Source organism: Pseudogemmobacter hezensis, from assembly GCF_013155295.1.
Classification (GTDB): Bacteria; Pseudomonadota; Alphaproteobacteria; order Rhodobacterales; family Rhodobacteraceae; genus Pseudogemmobacter; species Pseudogemmobacter hezensis.
Genome location: NZ_JABJXT010000007.1, coordinates 1 through 16706, shown reverse-complemented (window position 1 = coordinate 16706; position 16706 = coordinate 1). Strand labels below are relative to the sequence as shown.

Sequence of the window (16706 nt, the reverse complement as noted above, 5' to 3'; positions counted from 1 at the left end):
CCCCTCTGCTGCCGCAGTTACGACTGCGCAACAGCGCGAACGAATCCCGCCAGGATATCGCTCTTGCGCAAAGCGGGACTTGCTGTTCCGGCCGCGCTTGCCCATAGATGAGGGGAACGGAGGGTCGGATTTGGCGAGTAAGACACGTAGCCCCTTGCAGGGCATGTTGCTGGCAACCGTCTGCGCATCGGTGATGTCCATTCCGCTGGCGCAGCAGTCGAAGGCCGAGATGAACACGACGCTGAGTTTCAGCGGCGTTCCTGGTCTTATTGACATGCCCTCGGGCGAGATGATGCCGGATGGCACCTTCAACTTTTCCGGCTCGCGCTTTGGGCCGATCTCGCGTGCGACGATGACGTTCCAGATCACCCCCTGGATGGCGGGCAGTTTCCGCATCCAGAACACGGCTGACTGGAATCAGATTCCCGGCCTGCCCGGCTATCAGTATGATTCCTACAATGACCGCAGCTTCGATCTGCGTTTCCGCCTGGCGGAAGAGGGCACCTGGATGCCCGCCATCGCGCTTGGCCTGCAGGACTTCCTGGGAACCGGCTATAATTCCGCCGAATACCTGGTGGCGACCAAGAATTTCAACGACCGTATCAAGGTTACCGCCGGTATCGGCTGGGGCCGCTATGGCAGCTACAGCTCTTTCGGTTCCCCCTTTGGCGGCGAGCGTGAGGCCTGGGATGTCAACGGCCTCGGCAGTGAGCTGAACGCGAAGAACTGGTTCCGTGGCTCGGCTGCGGCCTTCGGTGGTATCGAATACAAGCTGAATGACAACTGGACGCTGAAGGCCGAATATTCCTCTGACGCCTATCTGGAAGAGGCCGACAAGCGCCAGACGTTTGAGCGCAAAAGCCCGGTCAACTTCGGCGTCGAATATGCCTGGGGCGAGAATGTGCGTCTGGGCGCCTATTCGCTTTATGGCTCAGAGGTCGGCATTTCCTTCCATCTGATCATGGACCCGAAAAACCGCCCCGGCACCATCGGCGTGCTGGGCTCTGGCCCGGTTCCGGTGATCACCCGCCCCTCGCGCGCGTCGAACCCCGATGCCTGGGATCAGGGCTGGGTCGCCCAGGCCGATGCCAATGCGCTGCTTCGCAAGAACCTGACGCGCTATCTGGAAAAAGACGGCATCCAGATCGAGGATTTCGCCTATACCGCCGATCGCGTGCAGATCCGCATCCGCAATTCGAAAATCGACGCCCCCGCCCAGGCCATCGGCCGCACCGCGCGGGCGCTGTCGATTGTGATGCCGGCCTCGGTCGAAACGTTTGAGATCGTGCCGGTGGTGCGCGGTGTCGGGGCGTCTAAGGTCACCATCCGCCGCTCGGATCTGGAGCGGCTTGAGCATACGCCGAACAATGCCGCCACCCTGCGCGAGCGGGTGACCATCTCTGATGCGGGCGCGATGATCCCGGGCGGCCATGGCGCCGATGAGGGGCTTTATCCGAAGTTCACCTGGAGCGTGCTGCCGGGCTTCCGCGTCACCTCTCCGGCGCGGGGCGATATCGGGATCCGCGCCAAGGCCAGCTATGATGTGGCCCCTGGCTGGCTGGTTTCGGGCACGGTCTATCAGAAGCTGGCCGGAAACTCGGAAGATGCGACGCTGATCGACAAGGGCGGCACGCTGGCCCATGTCCGTTCAGACACGCGCAAATACAATGAAGATTCCAGCTTCGCGGTCGAGCGGGCAACGCTGGCCTGGTACAACCACCCGGCCGCGAACGTCTATACCCGCGTCACCGCAGGCTATCTTGAGCGCATGCATGCAGGCGTCTCGGGCGAGGTGCTGTGGAAGCCTGCCGACAGTGCGCTGGCGATCGGGGCAGAGCTGAACTACACCAAGCAGCGTGACACCGATGGCATGTTCGGCTTTGACCAATATGACTATTCGATCACCACGGGCTATCTTTCGGCCTATTACGATTTCGGCAATGGCTATCTGGGCCAGGTCGATGTCGGGCGCTATCTGGCGGGCGATGTCGGCGCAACGCTGACGCTGGACCGCGAGTTTGCCAATGGCTGGAAAGTGGGTGCCTTTGCGACGCTGACGGATGCCAGCTCGGAAGAGGTTGGCGAGGGGCGCTTTGACAAGGGCCTGCGCATCACCGTGCCGATGAACTGGATGCTCGGCAACCCGACCCGCCAGGAAATCAACCAGACCATCCGCCCGCTGCAACGCGATGGCGGGGCCCGCGTTGACGTCGAGGGCCGTCTCTATGACACGATCCGCGACTATCACAGTGACCGGATCGACGACCAATGGAGCCGCGTATGGCGCTGAAAACTGCAACCGTCGCGCTGACGGCGATGACCCTCGTCGCAGGCTGTTCAAAGCTTGAGGCCTATTTCCCCAAAGCAGGCGGCGAACTGGCCCCGATTGGCACGGTCAGCCGCGCCGATATCGCCAAATCCGGCCAGCCGGTGATGAAGCTGCGGGTGCCCTCACGCGGGATCGAGACCTTCCTGACCATCCGCGACACCCGTGGTGACGTGGTGAACTGGTTCTCGGCGGATGGGATGCTGTTTTCCTTCCGCAATGGCGTTCTGATCGAGACGCGGGGCCTTGGCGCCGATCTGATGTCCTCGGCGGCACCGGGTGCGGGGCAGATCGCCTCGGGCGGCAGCTATCAGCGGTCTTACTTCTTCATGGATGCCGATGATCAGACCGGACGGCGCGACTACCGCTGCTCGGTCTCGGTCGATGGCGATGAGGTCGTGACCATCTACAGCCACGCCCATAGCACCCGCAAAGTCAGTGAAAACTGCCAGCGCGACCAGGGGCGCATCACCAATCATTACTGGCTGGAAGGCGGCAAGATTCGCAAATCACGCGAATGGGTCAGCCCCGGCATCGGTCAGATCGAATTTGAACGGGTAATCGACTGATCCCAGGCGGATCAGCGCCGATCTTTTCCAACTGGCAGCGAGGCATTCTTAGAATTTCGCTGCCAGTACCGCAGATGTTGCCCGCCCGACACAGGTGAAACACCCTGGCCCAGCAGGCCGCAGCATGGATTTTTCCTTATTATTTTCAAAACAATAGCCCATGCCAGGCCCTGTCCGGCAATGCTGATGCCGCATTTTTCTGCACCTGCAAAGGCAAAATAGTGCGCAAGAGCCACAGTTTCCGCCAGGAGCGCGAGTTTTGCTTTTGTCTGCCGCACAAAGATGCTATCCAGAGGTCGGAGTCGTTCTGGAGGTTTCCTATGAAAAAAGTTATGTCTGCTGCAGTTGCTCTGTCCCTCGTGGGCTCGGCTGCTTTCGCTGGTGGCCCGGTTGTCGTCGTTGACGAAGTCGAGCCGGTTGTTGTCACCGAGCGTACCTCGAGCACCGGTGGTGTTCTGGTTCCGGTTCTGATCGGCGCTGCAGTTCTCTGCGCCGTTGCTTGCGGCAGCGACAGCTGATCCAGGCTACGCATTACGCGTAAAGACCAAAAAGAGGTCAGCCCTGTGGCTGGCCTCTTTCTTATTTCGGCCCGCCGCTTTTTCATCGCTACGGGCCCCAACCATTCCCCCTGCCAGCATTCCCCCTGCCAGCCACAGCTGCCCCGCGCATATCCCCCTGCAGCGGCCCCGTCAGGCCCCCGCAGCCACATGCCTGCCCCCCTCGCACCGCAACAAAAAGCGGGCGCCGAGACGCCCGCTTTGCAGCCCTGTCGATGATGCCAGAGAGCGTCTTAGTAATCGCGCTCCAGGAACAGGCCGATCCCGCTGCTGCCATCGCTGTCAACGCGGCCTTTGACCGTGACACCGGGGCGCAGGTTCAGGTTCAGGTTGACCCGTGTATTCCCTGACTGATCGACGCCCACCTCTGTATAGACTTTCTCAGAGATATATTTGCCCGCGCTGACCGAGGTATTGCCATCCGGCGAGGTCGAGACATCGAGATCGTCAAAGCCAAAGCCACGCCGCAGCTTGCTGACGATTCCCTCGCCGCCGCGTCCGGCCAGCGTCGCCACCGCATTGGCCAGCTGCGCCGCCTGGAACGCCGAGATCGTATCCAGCCCGCGCCCGAACAACAGCCAGGCCAAGACCTCTTCCTGCGGCTTCTCGGGGTCAGAGGAGAAGGTCACCTCAGGGTCATTTGCGGGGCCAGAGACGGTCACCGTGCTGGTCACCTCATCCGAGACATTGCTGGCCGAGAAATTCACATTCGGGATCATGCTGCCTTCCATGGTCAGCGAGGCCTGATCCAGCACGAGGCGCTTGCCCAGAATATCGATCCGCCCGCGCACCAGGTCGAACCCGCCCGAGGGCACGATATTGTTCAGCGTGCCGCCGACGCGCAGCTCGCCGCCCAGCTCGGCATCAAGGCCGCGACCACGCACGAAGATCCGGTTCGGGGCCTGGATCAGCAGATCCAGCGCCCAGGGTGGCAGGCTGCTTTGGGCCGCAGGGTCGCGCCCTCCGGGTGGCACCGCACCAATCCCCGCCCTGGCCCGCGTTGCCCGCACCGCGGCATCGTCACCGACGTGGCGGATCAGCTCGAGATCGGCCGAAGAGGCAAAGCCCGTCGCCGGAACCCGCAGCTCGGTCTCGCCGATCTGGATGCGCCCGGCCAGACGCGCGGCCCCCAGCAGCGGGCCGCTCAGCCCCAGATCGGCACTGAGGGTGGTGTCATAAAGCTCGGCGTCGCGCAGCCGCACCCCATCGACCCGGATCGTCAGATCCGAAGCGAAGGGCGAGACCAGCCCCAGCGGCCCATCGACCCGGATCCGCCCGCCGCGCGAGGCATCCGCCGTCACCGCCAGCTGCGCCCGCCCTGCCGCCAGATCGGCCGTCGCCGCGATCCGGTCAAGCGAGATGCCCCGCGCCGGAACCGCCAGCTCTCCGCCCGAAAGCGTTACCCGGCCCGCCGCATTTTGCGGTGTCCAGCCGCCAGAGAGGCGGATGTCATAGCCCAGCCGCCCGCCCACGGTGATCGGGTCGGTGAAAGGATTGGCGACCGCCGCCTCGCCGCTGCCCTGGATCTGCAGATCCGGCACCACGCCCATGCGGCCACTGACCCGCGCATCAATTCCCGCCGGGCCGCGCACCTGCAAATCGGTGTCGAAATCGGCGCCGCCGACCGGGGTAAACCGCCCTGACAGCGTGACAGGCCCCGGGAATTCCGAGACCAGCAGGCCAAGATCGCTGAGCCGGCCAGAGACCCGCATCGCGCCATTGTCGCCCTCGCCCGCCACCTCAGCGGTGACATGGGGCGAGGTCAGGTTCAGCGCCCGCAGAACCGGGGTGCCGCCAACCAGCGCCACCGTCGCCGCCAGATCCGAACGCCCCGAGATCAGGCGATCCGCCTCGGCCTGGCCCACGCGCAGCCCCTGGCTTTGGCCCGAAACCTGCGCAACCCCGGTCGAGGCATCGCCTTTGAAGGTGCCATTGAGGTTCAGCGAGCCGCCGTAATTCGCACCGATATCGGCCAGGTTTTTCCAGACGATATTGGCTGCAATATCAGCGCCCTGGCTGGTCAGCTTGCCCGATCCGGTAACATTGAGCGAGGCCGCCCGCGCCGAGAAACTGCGCAGGGTGGTGCCGCTGGTGTCGCGCAGCGCCGAGGCCTCAATCACCGAGCGCCCCGCCAGCAGGCGATCCGCCTCGGCGATCCCCGATTTCAGCCCCTCGCCCACCACATTCAGCGCCAGATCAAAGGCCCCGGTCAGCGGCGTCACCGTGCCCTGCAGCGTGACCTCGGCCACCCCGGCCAGCGGCCGCCCGGCAAGACCAGAGAACCGCCCCAGATCCTGGGCGCTGAGTTTCACATCCAGCCCGGTCGAAAGCGCATCGCCAAGGCCATTGATCGTGGCCGCGCCGCTAAGCCCGTAATCGGGGCCTTTCAGGGTGATTTGGGGCAGGCTGAAGCCATTGTCGCCCTGCCGCCAGTGAAATTTCGTGGTTCCCGCCAGCTTTGGCCCGATGGCCGCCAACAGACCCGGATCCAGGCGGTCGAACCCCTCGGCGTCAAAGATCAGCGAGCCATCAAGGCCAGGCTTTCCGCCCTGATTGTCCAGCGTGCCGCCGCCGACCATCCCGGCCCGCGCCAGCGCCAGATCCGGCCGATCCAGCCCCGTCATGCTAAGCTGCGTCGTCCAGGCCGAGCCCTGTGCCGCATCGAATTGCAGCCCGAAAGCCGCGTTCTGGATGCGGGTGTCAACGGGGCCGGAAATCGGCAAAAGCACCGCGCTGCCATCGGGGCTTTGCAGGGTTCCGGTGACATTGATCAGCTCTGGCATGCCGCCAGCCGCCAGCCGCAGCTTGCCATCAAGGTTCAGCGAACGCGCTTTCAGCGACAGCTCATCCAGCGCAAGGCCACCGCTGCTATAGCTGGTGCCCGCCACATCCAGCGACAGCGCATCGCCCAGGAAATCGGCATATTCGGGCAGGAACAAGGGCGCCGGATTGCCGCTCAGCCGCGCCTCAAAGCTGCGGCCATCTTCAACCGTCTTAACGGTGATTGGCCCGGCAAGCCTTTGATCCCCATCACTTTCCAGGCTGAAATCAGCGGCGAAATCATCAAATGTGCCGCTGCCTTTCAGCGTCAGCGCCGCAGCGGGCTTGCCCGGCAGATCAAGGGCCGAGGCCACCAGCCCGCCCGCCCCCTCTTGCGCCTGCAGATCAAGCTGCAGCTGCTTTGTCTCATTCGAATAGCTGCCATCAAGCGCCAGCTTTGCCTCAGGCCCGTCATCCGTGCGCTCGATGCTGACCTGGGCCGTGCCCGCGCCACCCGCCAGATGCAGCTCTGCCGAAAGGGTTCCGGTCAGCGCCTGGCCCAGCACGCTTTCGCCAAGGGTGATCTGATCGGCCTGCACCTTGCCGATATCAATCGAGACCGGCAGCTCTGGCAGGGCAAATTCAAACGTGCCCGCCTCGGGCGTGGTCGGCGCGGGTTCCCCGGCCGGGACACGCTCCAGCACGATAGAGGTGGCGGTCAGTTCATTGACGATCACCTGGCCGGACAAAAGCGCGGTCCTGCTCCAGTCCAGGGCCGCGTTGTCGATGGTCAGCCAGACGCCCTCATCATCAGCGATGGTCAGCTTCTGGATCGTGGCCCGCGACGACAGCGCCCCGGCAAAGCCGGTGATGGTGACTTTGCGGCCCGCGCCCGAAAGATTGTCCTCAAGCATGGCGGTCAGCCAGCTGCGGTCATCTTCCTGCGCGTGAACAGGATCGGCCAGCACCACGGAAATGGCTGCGACCGGAAGGATCAGAGGGATATAGCGCATCAGAATGCCTGCCCGAGACCGATGTAAATCTGAACGCCGTCGCCGGTCTTGCCACTGACCGGCGCGGCCACATCAAAGCGGATCGGGCCGAAGCCCGTTTCATAGCGGACGCCGACACCCGCCCCCGCATGCGATTCGTTGTCGCCATCCGCGCCGACATAGCCGGCATCGACAAAGGCCACGCCGCCCCAGCTTTCGCCAAAGCGGGCCCGCAGTTCCATCGAGGCGGCCACAAACTCGGTGCCGCCGATCAGATAGGTGCCGCCAGAGCCATCGGGGATATTCACCCCAAGCGAGCGATAGGGCTGGCCGCGCACCGTGCCGCCACCGCCCGAGAAGAACAGATCGTCACGCGGCGTTTCCAACAGGTCGCTGCCCAAAATCGCGCCGCCCTGCACCCGCGCGGCCACCGTAAAGCGGTTGTCGGAAAAGCTGCGATAGCCCCGCATATCAGCCGTCAGCCGCATGCCGGACCCGGTGGTGCCAAGGCCGTAGAACGGCTTGGCTGTGGCATCGATGTAAAAGCCCTTCTTCGCATCGGTCGCCTTGTCGCGGCGATCCCAGGTGACCCCCAGCGGCAGCGACAGGTTGCGATAGCGGAATTTCCCGGTCGGATCCTGACCCTGCACATATTCAAACGACAGCCCGCCCCGGAAGGTGACCTGCTCTGAATAATATTGGGTAAACGTCAGACCGAATTCCGCATAATCGGCGTCATAATCGACCTCATCAAGGTGCCCGACCTTTGCGATCAGCCCGGCGGTCGTATCAGGGGTCAGCGTCGCGGGGCGCTCGATCGAGACGCCCAGCTCATAATCGACCCCGCTGTCGCCCGAACCGATATTGCTGACCGCGCCGTCAATTCTCAGCCGCTCGGCGCCGCCCATCAGGTTGCGATGGATCCAGCTGCCCGTCAGCGCGACCCCGTCAACCGAGGACAGCTCTGCCCCCACCGAATAGCGGCGGGTCTTTTGCTCGGTGATCGAGATTTCTATCGGCAAAAGGCCGCCATTTTGCAGCTTTTCGCCCTCGGTCAGGGTGACCGAGGAAAAGACCCCGGTGCGGCGCAGGCGATTCGTGGCGCGGTCCAGCTCTGTCTGGCTGAATTTCTCGCCCTCAACGAGGCCCGCGATTTTCAGCACCCTGGCCACCCGCATCCGCTCGGCCCCTTTGACGGTTACCGTGCCAAAGCGCAGCGCGGGCCCCGGGTCGATGCCGATCACCGCCGAAAGGGTGTTGTTGCGGTGGTCAGCGACGATGTCCTCACGGGCGACGCGGGCCTTCGCGTGGCTGCTTTCGCGCCATTGCAGGATCGAGGCCGCGACCGCCGCCTCAACCTCGCCGGCGCGGGCCACCTCGCCGGTGGCAAAGCCGCTGGGCAAAACGGTGCGCGGCGCCAGCGGCGTGATGGCGGTCTGAGCAAAATCGAAACGTGGTCCCGGGTCGATCCAGACCTTGACCTGCCGCACCGAGGAAGGCGCATCCAGCGGCGGGATATTCGCCGCCTCGCGCCCATCGATTGTGATGCGGATCACCGCCGAATAATAACCCTCGGCGTATAAGGCCGCGAGAATACGGCCATAATCGGCACGCGCCGCGGTGAACATATCATCGGCTTCGGTCTGATCCTCGGCCCGCTGCGCCGCCAGCAAAGAGGCCTGGCGCAACAGTTTCGTCAGATCCTTGTCGCCGCCGACGACATCAAAGGCCAGATCGTCCAGCGCCCGCCCCGGCTGCGGCACGGCAAGAATTGCCGCCCCCACCAGCAGCGACACCTGCGCCATACGACGCCCGAAACCAGTCTGAATAAAACGTCGCAAATCATCACCTCTGGCAAGCATCGCAACTATGGCAAATTTCGGTGTAAGAGCAACCGGATTACCACATATATAGCAGCTTTCGGCGGGCAGACCCCTGGCTGTTCGTGGCACACCCCCTATTTGCGGGTCGCGCAGGTCCCGGCCACCACCGCGCCCGCCCCCCTCAGAACCCTTGCAACTGAGATCATCTGCCTGTATATGATGTTGCAACAGCTGTGCCGGGGTCCACACCCGGCGCTACCGAGAGTATGAGCGGGCCGCTGAGCCCGCTTTTTTGTTTTACCGCCCCCTCAAAGGCCTCGCGTCTTTGCAATCGCACTGGATACCATGTCTGACCTGATCGCCAAAACCGCCATTGACCGCCGCCTCGCCGAAATCGCCGCCCCGGTGATCGAGGGGCTGGGCTATGAGCTGGTGCGCATCCGCCTGATGGGCGGCATGGGCAAGGTCGAGCGCACGCTGCAGATCATGGCCGACCGCCCCGAGGGCGGGATCGGGGTTGAGGATTGCTCGAAAATCTCGACCGCGCTTTCGGCGGTTCTGGATGTCGAGGATCCGATTGAAGAGAATTACACGCTGGAGGTCTCATCCCCCGGCATCGACCGTCCGCTGACCCGGCTGAAGGATTTTGACGCCTGGGCCGGATGGGAAGCGCGGATCGAGACGACCGAGCTGATCGAAGGCCAGCGCCGCTTTAAGGGCGAGCTGAAAGGCGTCGAGGATGGCGAGATCCTGATTGAGATCGAGCAGCATGGAAAGCCGGTGATCATCGGGCTGCAGTTCGACTGGCTCTCGGATGCGAAGCTGATCCTGACCGATGAGCTGATCGCCGAAATGCTGCGCCAGCGCAAAGTTGCGCTGCCCGAAGACGGCGGCTTTGACGAAATCGAAGAAACCGACGGCGATGAGGATGAATCCGACACGCCGCCGACCCAACACTGAACCCATTACCAGTTAATGACCTGACACAGAGCGGGAGAGACCCCAATGGCGATTACCTCGGCCAACCAGCTGGAGCTTTTGCAGACCGCAGAGGCCGTTGCGCGTGAGAAGATGATCGACCCGGATCTGGTGATCCAGGCGATGGAAGACAGCCTCGCACGGGCCGCCAAGTCGCGCTATGGCGCCGATATGGACATCCGCGTCTCGATCGACCGCAAGACGGGCCGCGCCGCATTCACCCGCGTGCGCACCGTGGTCGAGGATGATGCCGTCGAGAATTACCACGCCCAGCTGACCGTGAAGCAGGCGAAAGACTACCTGAAAGATCCGCAAATCGGCGATGAGATCGTCGATGATGTGCCGCCGGTCGATCTGGGCCGAATCGCTGCGCAATCGGCGAAACAGGTGATCCTGCAAAAGGTCCGTGAGGCCGAGCGCGACCGTCAGTATGACGAGTTCAAGGATCGCAAGGGCACCATCATCAACGGCGCCGTCAAGCGCGAGGAATATGGCAACGTCATCGTCGATATCGGCCGTGGCGAAGGCATCCTGCGTCGCAACGAAAAGATCGGCCGCGAAGCCTACCGCATCGGCGACCGCATCCGCTGCTATATCAAAGACGTGCGCCGCGAAGTCCGTGGCCCGCAGGTCTTCCTGTCCCGGACCGACCCGCAGTTCATGGCGGAACTGTTCAAGATGGAAGTGCCGGAAATCTATGACGGCATCATCGAGATCAAGGCCGTGGCCCGTGACCCGGGCTCGCGCGCCAAGATCGCTGTCATTTCCTATGACAACTCGATCGACCCGGTCGGCGCCTGCGTCGGTATGCGCGGCAGCCGCGTCCAGGCCGTCGTGAACGAGCTGCAGGGCGAGAAGATCGACATCATTCCGTGGAACCAGGACCAGGCGACCTTCCTCGTGAACGCGCTGCAACCGGCGCAGGTGTCCAAGGTCGTCTTTGATGACGAAGGCGGCAAGATCGAGGTCGTTGTCCCGGATGAGCAGCTGTCGCTGGCCATCGGCCGCCGCGGTCAGAACGTCCGTCTGGCAAGCCAGCTGACGGCTCTGGACATCGACATCCTGACCGAGGCCGAAGAATCGACCCGCCGTCAGGCCGAATTCGCCGCCCGCACCGCCCTCTTCATGGAGACGCTGGACGTCGACGAGATGATGGCGCAGCTCCTGGTCGCAGAGGGCTTCACCAATCTCGAAGAGGTGGCCTACGTCGATCAGGACGAACTGCTCTCCATCGACGGTTTCGATGAAGGCACCGCCGACGAGCTGCAGGCCCGCGCCCGCGACTATCTGGAAGAGCAGGCCAAAAAGGCGCTGGAATCGGCCCGCGCCCTGGGTGTCGAGGACAGCCTGGTTGAATTTGAGGGCCTTACCCCCCAAATGCTGGAAGTGCTGGCGAAAGACGGCATCAAAACCCTTGAGGATTTCGCAACCTGCGCCGATTGGGAACTGGCTGGCGGCTGGACCACGGAAAATGGCCAGCGCAAGAAAGACGAAGGCCTGCTGGAGAAATTCGACCTCTCGCTGGATGATGCGCAAAACATGATCATGACCGCGCGCGTCCTGCTGGGCTGGGTTGACCCGACCGAAATGATGCCTGCCGAAGAGGAAGGCAGCGAAGAACCCGCCGATGAAGAGGAGGCCGGGGCCTGATCTCAGGCCTCGGGGATTTCCGCGATGACGCGCGGCGGCCGGGATAAATCAGAGGACGAGTCAGAGCGCAAATGCATTGCCTCTGGCGAGACGGGGCCGAAAACCGGCCTCGTCCGTTTCGTCGTCGGGCCAGAGGGGCAGATCGTGCCGGATATTCTGGAACGGCTGCCGGGTCGGGGGATATGGGTCTCTGCGGACCGGGAACGGCTGGCTCTGGCGGTGAAAAAGGGACTTTTTGCCCGCGCCGCCCGAACCCAGGTCAGGGCTGGCGCAGAGCTGCCCGATACCGTCGAGGCGCTTTTGGCCCGGCGGGTGATCGAATTGCTGTCGCTGGCACGCAAATCCGGCGATGCGGTGACGGGTTACGAGAAGGTTAAGGAATGGCTGGTGAAGGGCACGGCACGTGTTCTGATCCAGGCGGAAGACGGTTCGGAACGCGGCAAAAGCAAGCTGCGCCCCCCGGACGGCAAAAACACCCTGATTTCCTGGCTGACCGCAGGGGAATTGGGTTTGGCATTCGGTCGTGAACGTGCAATACACGCGGCGCTTGCCGCTGGTGGACTCGGTCCACGCATAGTAGAAGAAGCGGCAAGGCTTTCCGGTTTCAGGGCGCAAATGGGCGAACCGAACGGTGAGCAGGTCGGCGGGGCACCCGCCGGGAAGGATATGTAAGACGTATGAGCGATACTGACGGCAAGAAACCCCTCGGGCTTGGTGGCGCCCCCCGTTCCGGTTCGGTGAAGCAAAGCTTCTCGCACGGGCGGACCCATGCGGTGGTCGTAGAGACCAAGCGCAAGCGCGTTGTGGTGCCTGCTCAGGCAAAGCCAGGTGCTGCGGGCGCAAGCTCGGGCGCCTCTCATCTTGGTGACCCCTCAAAGCGGCCCGCAGGCATCACCGATGCCGAGATGCAGCGCCGCCTCGATGCGCTGCGGCTGGCGAAGGCCCGCGAGCAGGACGAGGCCGCAAAGCGCGCCGCCGAGGAAAAAGAACGCGAAGAAGAGCGTCAGCGCCGCCGCGAGGAAATCGAGGCGAAAGAGCGCGAGGATCGTCAGCGCGAGGCCGCACTTCGGGCGAAAGCCGAAGAAGAAGAGCGCCTGAAACGCGAAGCCGAGGAAGAGGCGAAAGCCCGCGCGGCGCAGCGTAAGGCCGATGTGCTGGGCACCCAGCGTCGTCAGCCCGCCGCGCCCGAGGCCCCGGCCAAAGCGGCCGAAGCCGCGCCTGCGGTGCCGGGTGATCGTGGTGCAGGGCAAAGCCGCCCGCGCCCCGGTGCCTCTGACGCCACCGGCCCGCGCCCGGCCACCACCCCGCGCAAGACCGAGCGCGAGCGTGAGAATCGTGACACCGATCGCGGCGCTGCGCGTCGTGGCGAAGGTGACCGCCGCTCGGGCAAGCTGACGCTTTCTGCCGCCACCAATGAAGAGGGCGGACGCCAGCGCAGCCTTGCTGCGATGAAGCGTAAGCAGGAAAAGGCCCGCCAGAAGGCGATGGGCTTTGGCCAGAAAGCCGAAAAGCAGGTGCGCGATGTGCAGCTGCCGGAAACCATTGTCGTCTCTGAACTGGCGAACCGGATGGCCGAACGTGCCGCCGATGTCGTCAAGTCGCTGATGAAAATGGGCATGATGGTCACCATGAACCAGGTGATCGACGCCGATACCGCTGAACTGGTGATCGAGGAATTCGGCCACCGCGCGGTTCGTGTGTCGGATGCTGACGTTGAACAGTCGATCGACACCGTCGAGGACAAGGCCGAAGATCTGATCACCCGCCCGCCGGTTGTGACGATCATGGGCCACGTCGACCACGGCAAGACCTCGCTGCTGGACCGGATCCGCAAGGCCACCGTGGCCACGGGCGAGGCCGGCGGCATCACCCAGCATATCGGTGCCTATCAGGTGAAAGCCCCCAACGGCCAGCTGATCACCTTCCTCGACACCCCCGGCCACGCGGCGTTTACGTCGATGCGGGCCCGTGGTGCCCAGGTGACGGATATCGTGGTGCTGGTGGTTGCAGCCGATGATGCGGTCATGCCGCAAACGGTTGAGGCGATTTCCCACGCGAAAGCGGCGGGCGTCCCGATCATCGTGGCGATCAACAAGATCGACAAACCTTCGGCCAATCCGACCAAGGTGCGCACCGATCTTCTGCAGCACGAAATCGTCGTCGAGGCGATGTCGGGCGATGTGCAGGATGTCGAGGTCTCGGCCCATACCGGCCAGGGCATCGACGATCTGCTTGAGGCGATCTCGATCCAGGCCGAAGTGCTTGACCTGAAAGCCAACCCGAATCGCGCCGCCCGTGCGGCTGTGGTCGAGGCCAAGCTGGATGTGGGCCGTGGCCCGGTTGCGACCGTGCTCGTGCAGAACGGCACGCTGAAGAAGGGCGATATCTTCGTCGTCGGCGAGAAGTGGGGCAAGGTTCGCGCACTGGTCAATGACAAGGGCGAGACTGTGACCGAGGCCGGTCCTTCGGTTCCGGTTGAGGTGCTTGGCCTTGATGGCACGCCTTCGGCAGGTGACGTTCTTGACGTGGTCAGCTCTGAGGCCCAGGCCCGCGAGATCGCTGACTACCGCGAGAAGGCCACCAAGGACAAACGCGCTGCCGCAGGTGCTGCGACCACGCTGGAACAGCTGATGGCCAAGGCCAAGGCCGATAAGTCGGTCTCGGAACTGCCGGTCATCGTCAAGGCTGACGTCCAGGGCTCGGCAGAGGCAATCGTCCAGGCGCTGGAAAAGATTGGCAACGAAGAGGTCCGCGTGCGGATCCTGCATTACGGCGTCGGTGCGATCACCGATTCGGATGTGGGTCTGGCCGATGCCTCGGGCGCGCCGATCCTGGCGTTCAACGTGCGTCCCAATGCGATGGCGCGGGCTTCGGCCCAGCAAAAAGGCGTCGAGATCCGGTATTACTCGATCATCTACGACCTGCTTGACGACATCAAGAAAGCCGCCTCCGGCCTGCTTAAAGCCGAGATCCGCGAGCATTTCATCGGCTATGCGAAGATCCTCGAGGTCTTCCGCATCACGGGCGTCGGCAATGTCGCAGGCTGTCTGGTTACCGAGGGCGTCGCACGCCGCTCGGCCGGGGTTCGCCTGTTGCGCGACGATGTGGTGATCCACGAGGGCACGCTGAAAACGCTGAAGCGCCACAAGGACGAGGTCAAAGAAGTCCAGTCTGGCACCGAATGCGGCATGGCCTTCGAGCGCTACGAAGACATTCGCCAGGGCGATGTCATCGAGATCTTCGAGCGTGAAGAGGTTCAGCGCAGCCTGGCCTGAGCCGGATCTGACAGCAATACTTCTGAAAAGGCCGGGGTTTTCCCCGGCCTTTTTGCTGTGCCGGGCCTCGCTTCTGTTCCCGCGGCCCGCGCGCCGACCCGGCCATCGTCGCCATCGTCGCCATCGTCCTGGCCATGGCCTTGCCGCCTGCCCTGCATTAGACTGACGCAAAGATTCCGCATTCCGCCAGAGACCCCGATGCCCAGACGTTTTCGCCTGACCCGCCGCTTCCCCGTTGCCATGACCGAGGACGGCTATCGCCGCCTGCGCCGCTTTGCCTTTGACGCCGGGCTGGATGAGGGCGAGGCGCTTTCTTTCCTCTTCGAGAATTTTGAAAGCGTCACCGATGCGGACAACCTGACCCACCGCCTGCGCCTGTTCAATTCAGAGCTTGAGGCCCGCAAGAAATAACCCCCGGCGTGGCCGGGCTTTTCTCTGCAGGTGCAAAGCGTTAGAACCGCCCCGGGCGCAGATCACAGGAAGACCAGGATGATCAGAGGATTCCGCGTTGAGGGTATGCGGCTGGCGTCAGTCCCGCCTGCGCAGTTCATTCCTGAAACCTCAGGCAGGCTCAGCCCGGAAACGCCCAGCCTGGACACCGATTACAGCGCCGCCGTTGCCGCCCTGCGCCAGATGACCTGGATCGACATCGAGGCGCCCACCCATGCCGAGGAAAGTCTTGTCGAGGCAGCCCTGGGGTTTGGCATCCCCACCCGCGAAGATATGCAGGAGATCGAGCCCTCTTCGCGCATCTACTTCGAGGATGGCGTGCTCTATCTGACCGCGCAGATCCTGGCCTCGCCCGATATGAAGGCGCTTGGCATCGGCCCGGTCACCTTCATGATCCAGCCAGAACGTCTGGTCACCGTGCATTACCATCGCCCCGGCTCTTTCGCGTTTTTTGCCGATTGGGCGGCGCGCCATGACACGCCCTGCGAAACCGGGATCGCCACCTTCCTCGGCCTGATGGAGGCCGTGGTCGACCGCCTGGCCGATATTCTGGAAAATGAATCGCGACGGTTGGATGATCTGTCAAAGACCATCTTTGACAGCCGCAAAGCTGCCAGCGACGCGCTGCAGGGCATGGTCAGCCGAATCGGCGAATCTGAGGATCGCAACGGCAAGATCAGCGAAAGCCTTGCGACGCTACAACGGCTGCTGGGCTTTTTGTCGGTCGGCGGCATGCCGGGCGCGAAAAGCATCCTGAAAGGCCTGAACCGTGACCAGCTGAAAAGCCTGACCCATGACGTGCGCTCGCTGCGCGAAGTGGCGCAGGTGCAGTCAGAAAAGGTGCGTTTTCAACTGGATGCGACCCTGGGCGTGATCAATATCCGCCAGTCCGACATCATCAAGGTCTTCTCGGTGGTGGCCTTTGTGTTCCTGCCGCCCACCCTGATCGCCAGCATTTACGGGATGAACTTCGAATATATGCCCGAGCTTGCGATCCGCTGGGGCTATCCGGTGGCGCTGGTGATGATGGTGGTCTCGGCGGTAGTGCCCTGGCTGATCTTTCGCTGGAAAAAATGGCTGTAAGCCGCACCCGGCGCTGATCCTGTCCTGACGCCTTCGGATGCCGCCATGTCGCAATCCGTCACAGACGGTGGCATAGGCTCCCCTAAGGTCCAGTGAAATGCTCAGAGGAGGCTAGCATGGGTTTCAAATCAGACATTGAGATAGCGCGAGAGGCGCGGAAGCGTCCGATCCAGGAGATCGGCTCGAAGCTGGGGATCCCGTCCGAGCATTTGCTGCCCTATGGGCATGACAAGGCCAAGGTTG

General features: G+C 63.3%; 13 protein-coding genes. 10 read left to right on the top strand and 3 right to left on the bottom strand.

The features are described from left to right. The first annotated feature begins 130 nt into the window (after positions 1-130). The gene (locus tag HOY34_RS09285) at positions 131-2290 is read left to right on the top strand and encodes a YjbH domain-containing protein (protein ID WP_253944347.1); all 2160 of its coding nucleotides are present in this window, start codon (positions 131-133) and stop codon (positions 2288-2290) included. Beyond that, positions 2281-2895: a YjbF family lipoprotein gene (locus HOY34_RS09280; protein ID WP_172362088.1), complete on the top strand. Its 615-nt coding sequence runs from the start codon at positions 2281-2283 to the stop codon at positions 2893-2895. The genes HOY34_RS09285 and HOY34_RS09280 overlap by 10 nt, the downstream gene beginning before the upstream one ends. 11 nt (positions 2896-2906) lie before the next feature. On the opposite strand, the gene HOY34_RS09275 is transcribed toward HOY34_RS09280, so the two are convergent. After that, on the bottom strand, positions 2907-3173 hold the full coding sequence (locus HOY34_RS09275) for a hypothetical protein (protein WP_172362086.1): 267 nt from the start codon (positions 3171-3173) through the stop codon (positions 2907-2909). A gap of 42 nt (positions 3174-3215) precedes the next feature. Between HOY34_RS09275 and HOY34_RS09270 the strand changes: the two genes are divergently transcribed. After that, a complete protein-coding gene (locus HOY34_RS09270) occupies positions 3216-3413 on the top strand; it encodes a hypothetical protein (RefSeq protein WP_172362084.1) in 198 nt (65 codons plus the stop codon). A 272-nt stretch (positions 3414-3685) separates the two neighbouring features. Here HOY34_RS09270 and HOY34_RS09265 read toward each other — a convergent pair whose 3' ends face one another. Continuing rightward, positions 3686-7225, bottom strand: coding sequence for a translocation/assembly module TamB domain-containing protein (locus HOY34_RS09265; protein ID WP_172362082.1), 3540 nt, complete (start codon positions 7223-7225; stop codon positions 3686-3688). Continuing rightward, on the bottom strand, positions 7225-9045 hold the full coding sequence (locus tag HOY34_RS09260) for an autotransporter assembly complex protein TamA (RefSeq protein WP_253944345.1): 1821 nt from the start codon (positions 9043-9045) through the stop codon (positions 7225-7227). Before HOY34_RS09260 ends, HOY34_RS09265 begins: the two co-directional genes overlap by 1 nt. Before the next feature lie 327 nt (positions 9046-9372). Between HOY34_RS09260 and rimP the strand changes: the two genes are divergently transcribed. The 7 genes from rimP to HOY34_RS09225 form a co-directional block, all read left to right on the top strand. Beyond that, positions 9373-9987, top strand: a complete 615-nt coding sequence (gene rimP, locus HOY34_RS09255) for a ribosome maturation factor RimP (protein WP_172362080.1) — start codon at positions 9373-9375, stop codon at positions 9985-9987. A gap of 45 nt (positions 9988-10032) precedes the next feature. After that, positions 10033-11655 carry a transcription termination factor NusA gene (gene nusA, locus HOY34_RS09250; protein ID WP_172362078.1) on the top strand — a complete coding sequence of 541 codons (1623 nt, stop codon included), beginning with the start codon at positions 10033-10035 and terminating at the stop codon, positions 11653-11655. Positions 11656-11679: 24 nt separating this feature from the next. Next, on the top strand, positions 11680-12327 hold the full coding sequence (locus HOY34_RS09245) for an RNA-binding protein (protein WP_172362076.1): 648 nt from the start codon (positions 11680-11682) through the stop codon (positions 12325-12327). Between the two features lie 5 nt (positions 12328-12332). After that, on the top strand, positions 12333-14930 hold the full coding sequence (gene infB / locus HOY34_RS09240) for a translation initiation factor IF-2 (RefSeq protein ID WP_172362074.1): 2598 nt from the start codon (positions 12333-12335) through the stop codon (positions 14928-14930). A 198-nt stretch (positions 14931-15128) separates the two neighbouring features. Then, on the top strand, positions 15129-15341 hold the full coding sequence (locus HOY34_RS09235) for a hypothetical protein (RefSeq protein WP_172362073.1): 213 nt from the start codon (positions 15129-15131) through the stop codon (positions 15339-15341). Positions 15342-15419: 78 nt separating this feature from the next. Next, positions 15420-16463: a magnesium transporter CorA family protein gene (locus HOY34_RS09230; protein WP_172362071.1), complete on the top strand. Its 1044-nt coding sequence runs from the start codon at positions 15420-15422 to the stop codon at positions 16461-16463. A 116-nt stretch (positions 16464-16579) separates the two neighbouring features. Further along, positions 16580-16706: formate--tetrahydrofolate ligase (locus tag HOY34_RS09225; RefSeq protein WP_172359617.1), on the top strand; the 127-nt coding region annotated here is incomplete at its 3' end.

Coding starts and splice junctions, on each gene's coding strand:
- HOY34_RS09280 (WP_172362088.1), top strand. CDS start 2,281: ATGGCGCTGAAAACTGCAACCGTCGCGCTGACGGCGATGACCCTCGTC.
- HOY34_RS09270 (WP_172362084.1), top strand. CDS start 3,216: ATGAAAAAAGTTATGTCTGCTGCAGTTGCTCTGTCCCTCGTGGGCTCG.
- HOY34_RS09265 (WP_172362082.1), bottom strand. CDS start 7,225: ATGCGCTATATCCCTCTGATCCTTCCGGTCGCAGCCATTTCCGTGGTG.
- rimP (WP_172362080.1), top strand. CDS start 9,373: ATGTCTGACCTGATCGCCAAAACCGCCATTGACCGCCGCCTCGCCGAA.
- nusA (WP_172362078.1), top strand. CDS start 10,033: ATGGCGATTACCTCGGCCAACCAGCTGGAGCTTTTGCAGACCGCAGAG.
- HOY34_RS09245 (WP_172362076.1), top strand. CDS start 11,680: ATGACGCGCGGCGGCCGGGATAAATCAGAGGACGAGTCAGAGCGCAAA.
- infB (WP_172362074.1), top strand. CDS start 12,333: ATGAGCGATACTGACGGCAAGAAACCCCTCGGGCTTGGTGGCGCCCCC.
- HOY34_RS09235 (WP_172362073.1), top strand. CDS start 15,129: ATGCCCAGACGTTTTCGCCTGACCCGCCGCTTCCCCGTTGCCATGACC.
- HOY34_RS09230 (WP_172362071.1), top strand. CDS start 15,420: ATGATCAGAGGATTCCGCGTTGAGGGTATGCGGCTGGCGTCAGTCCCG.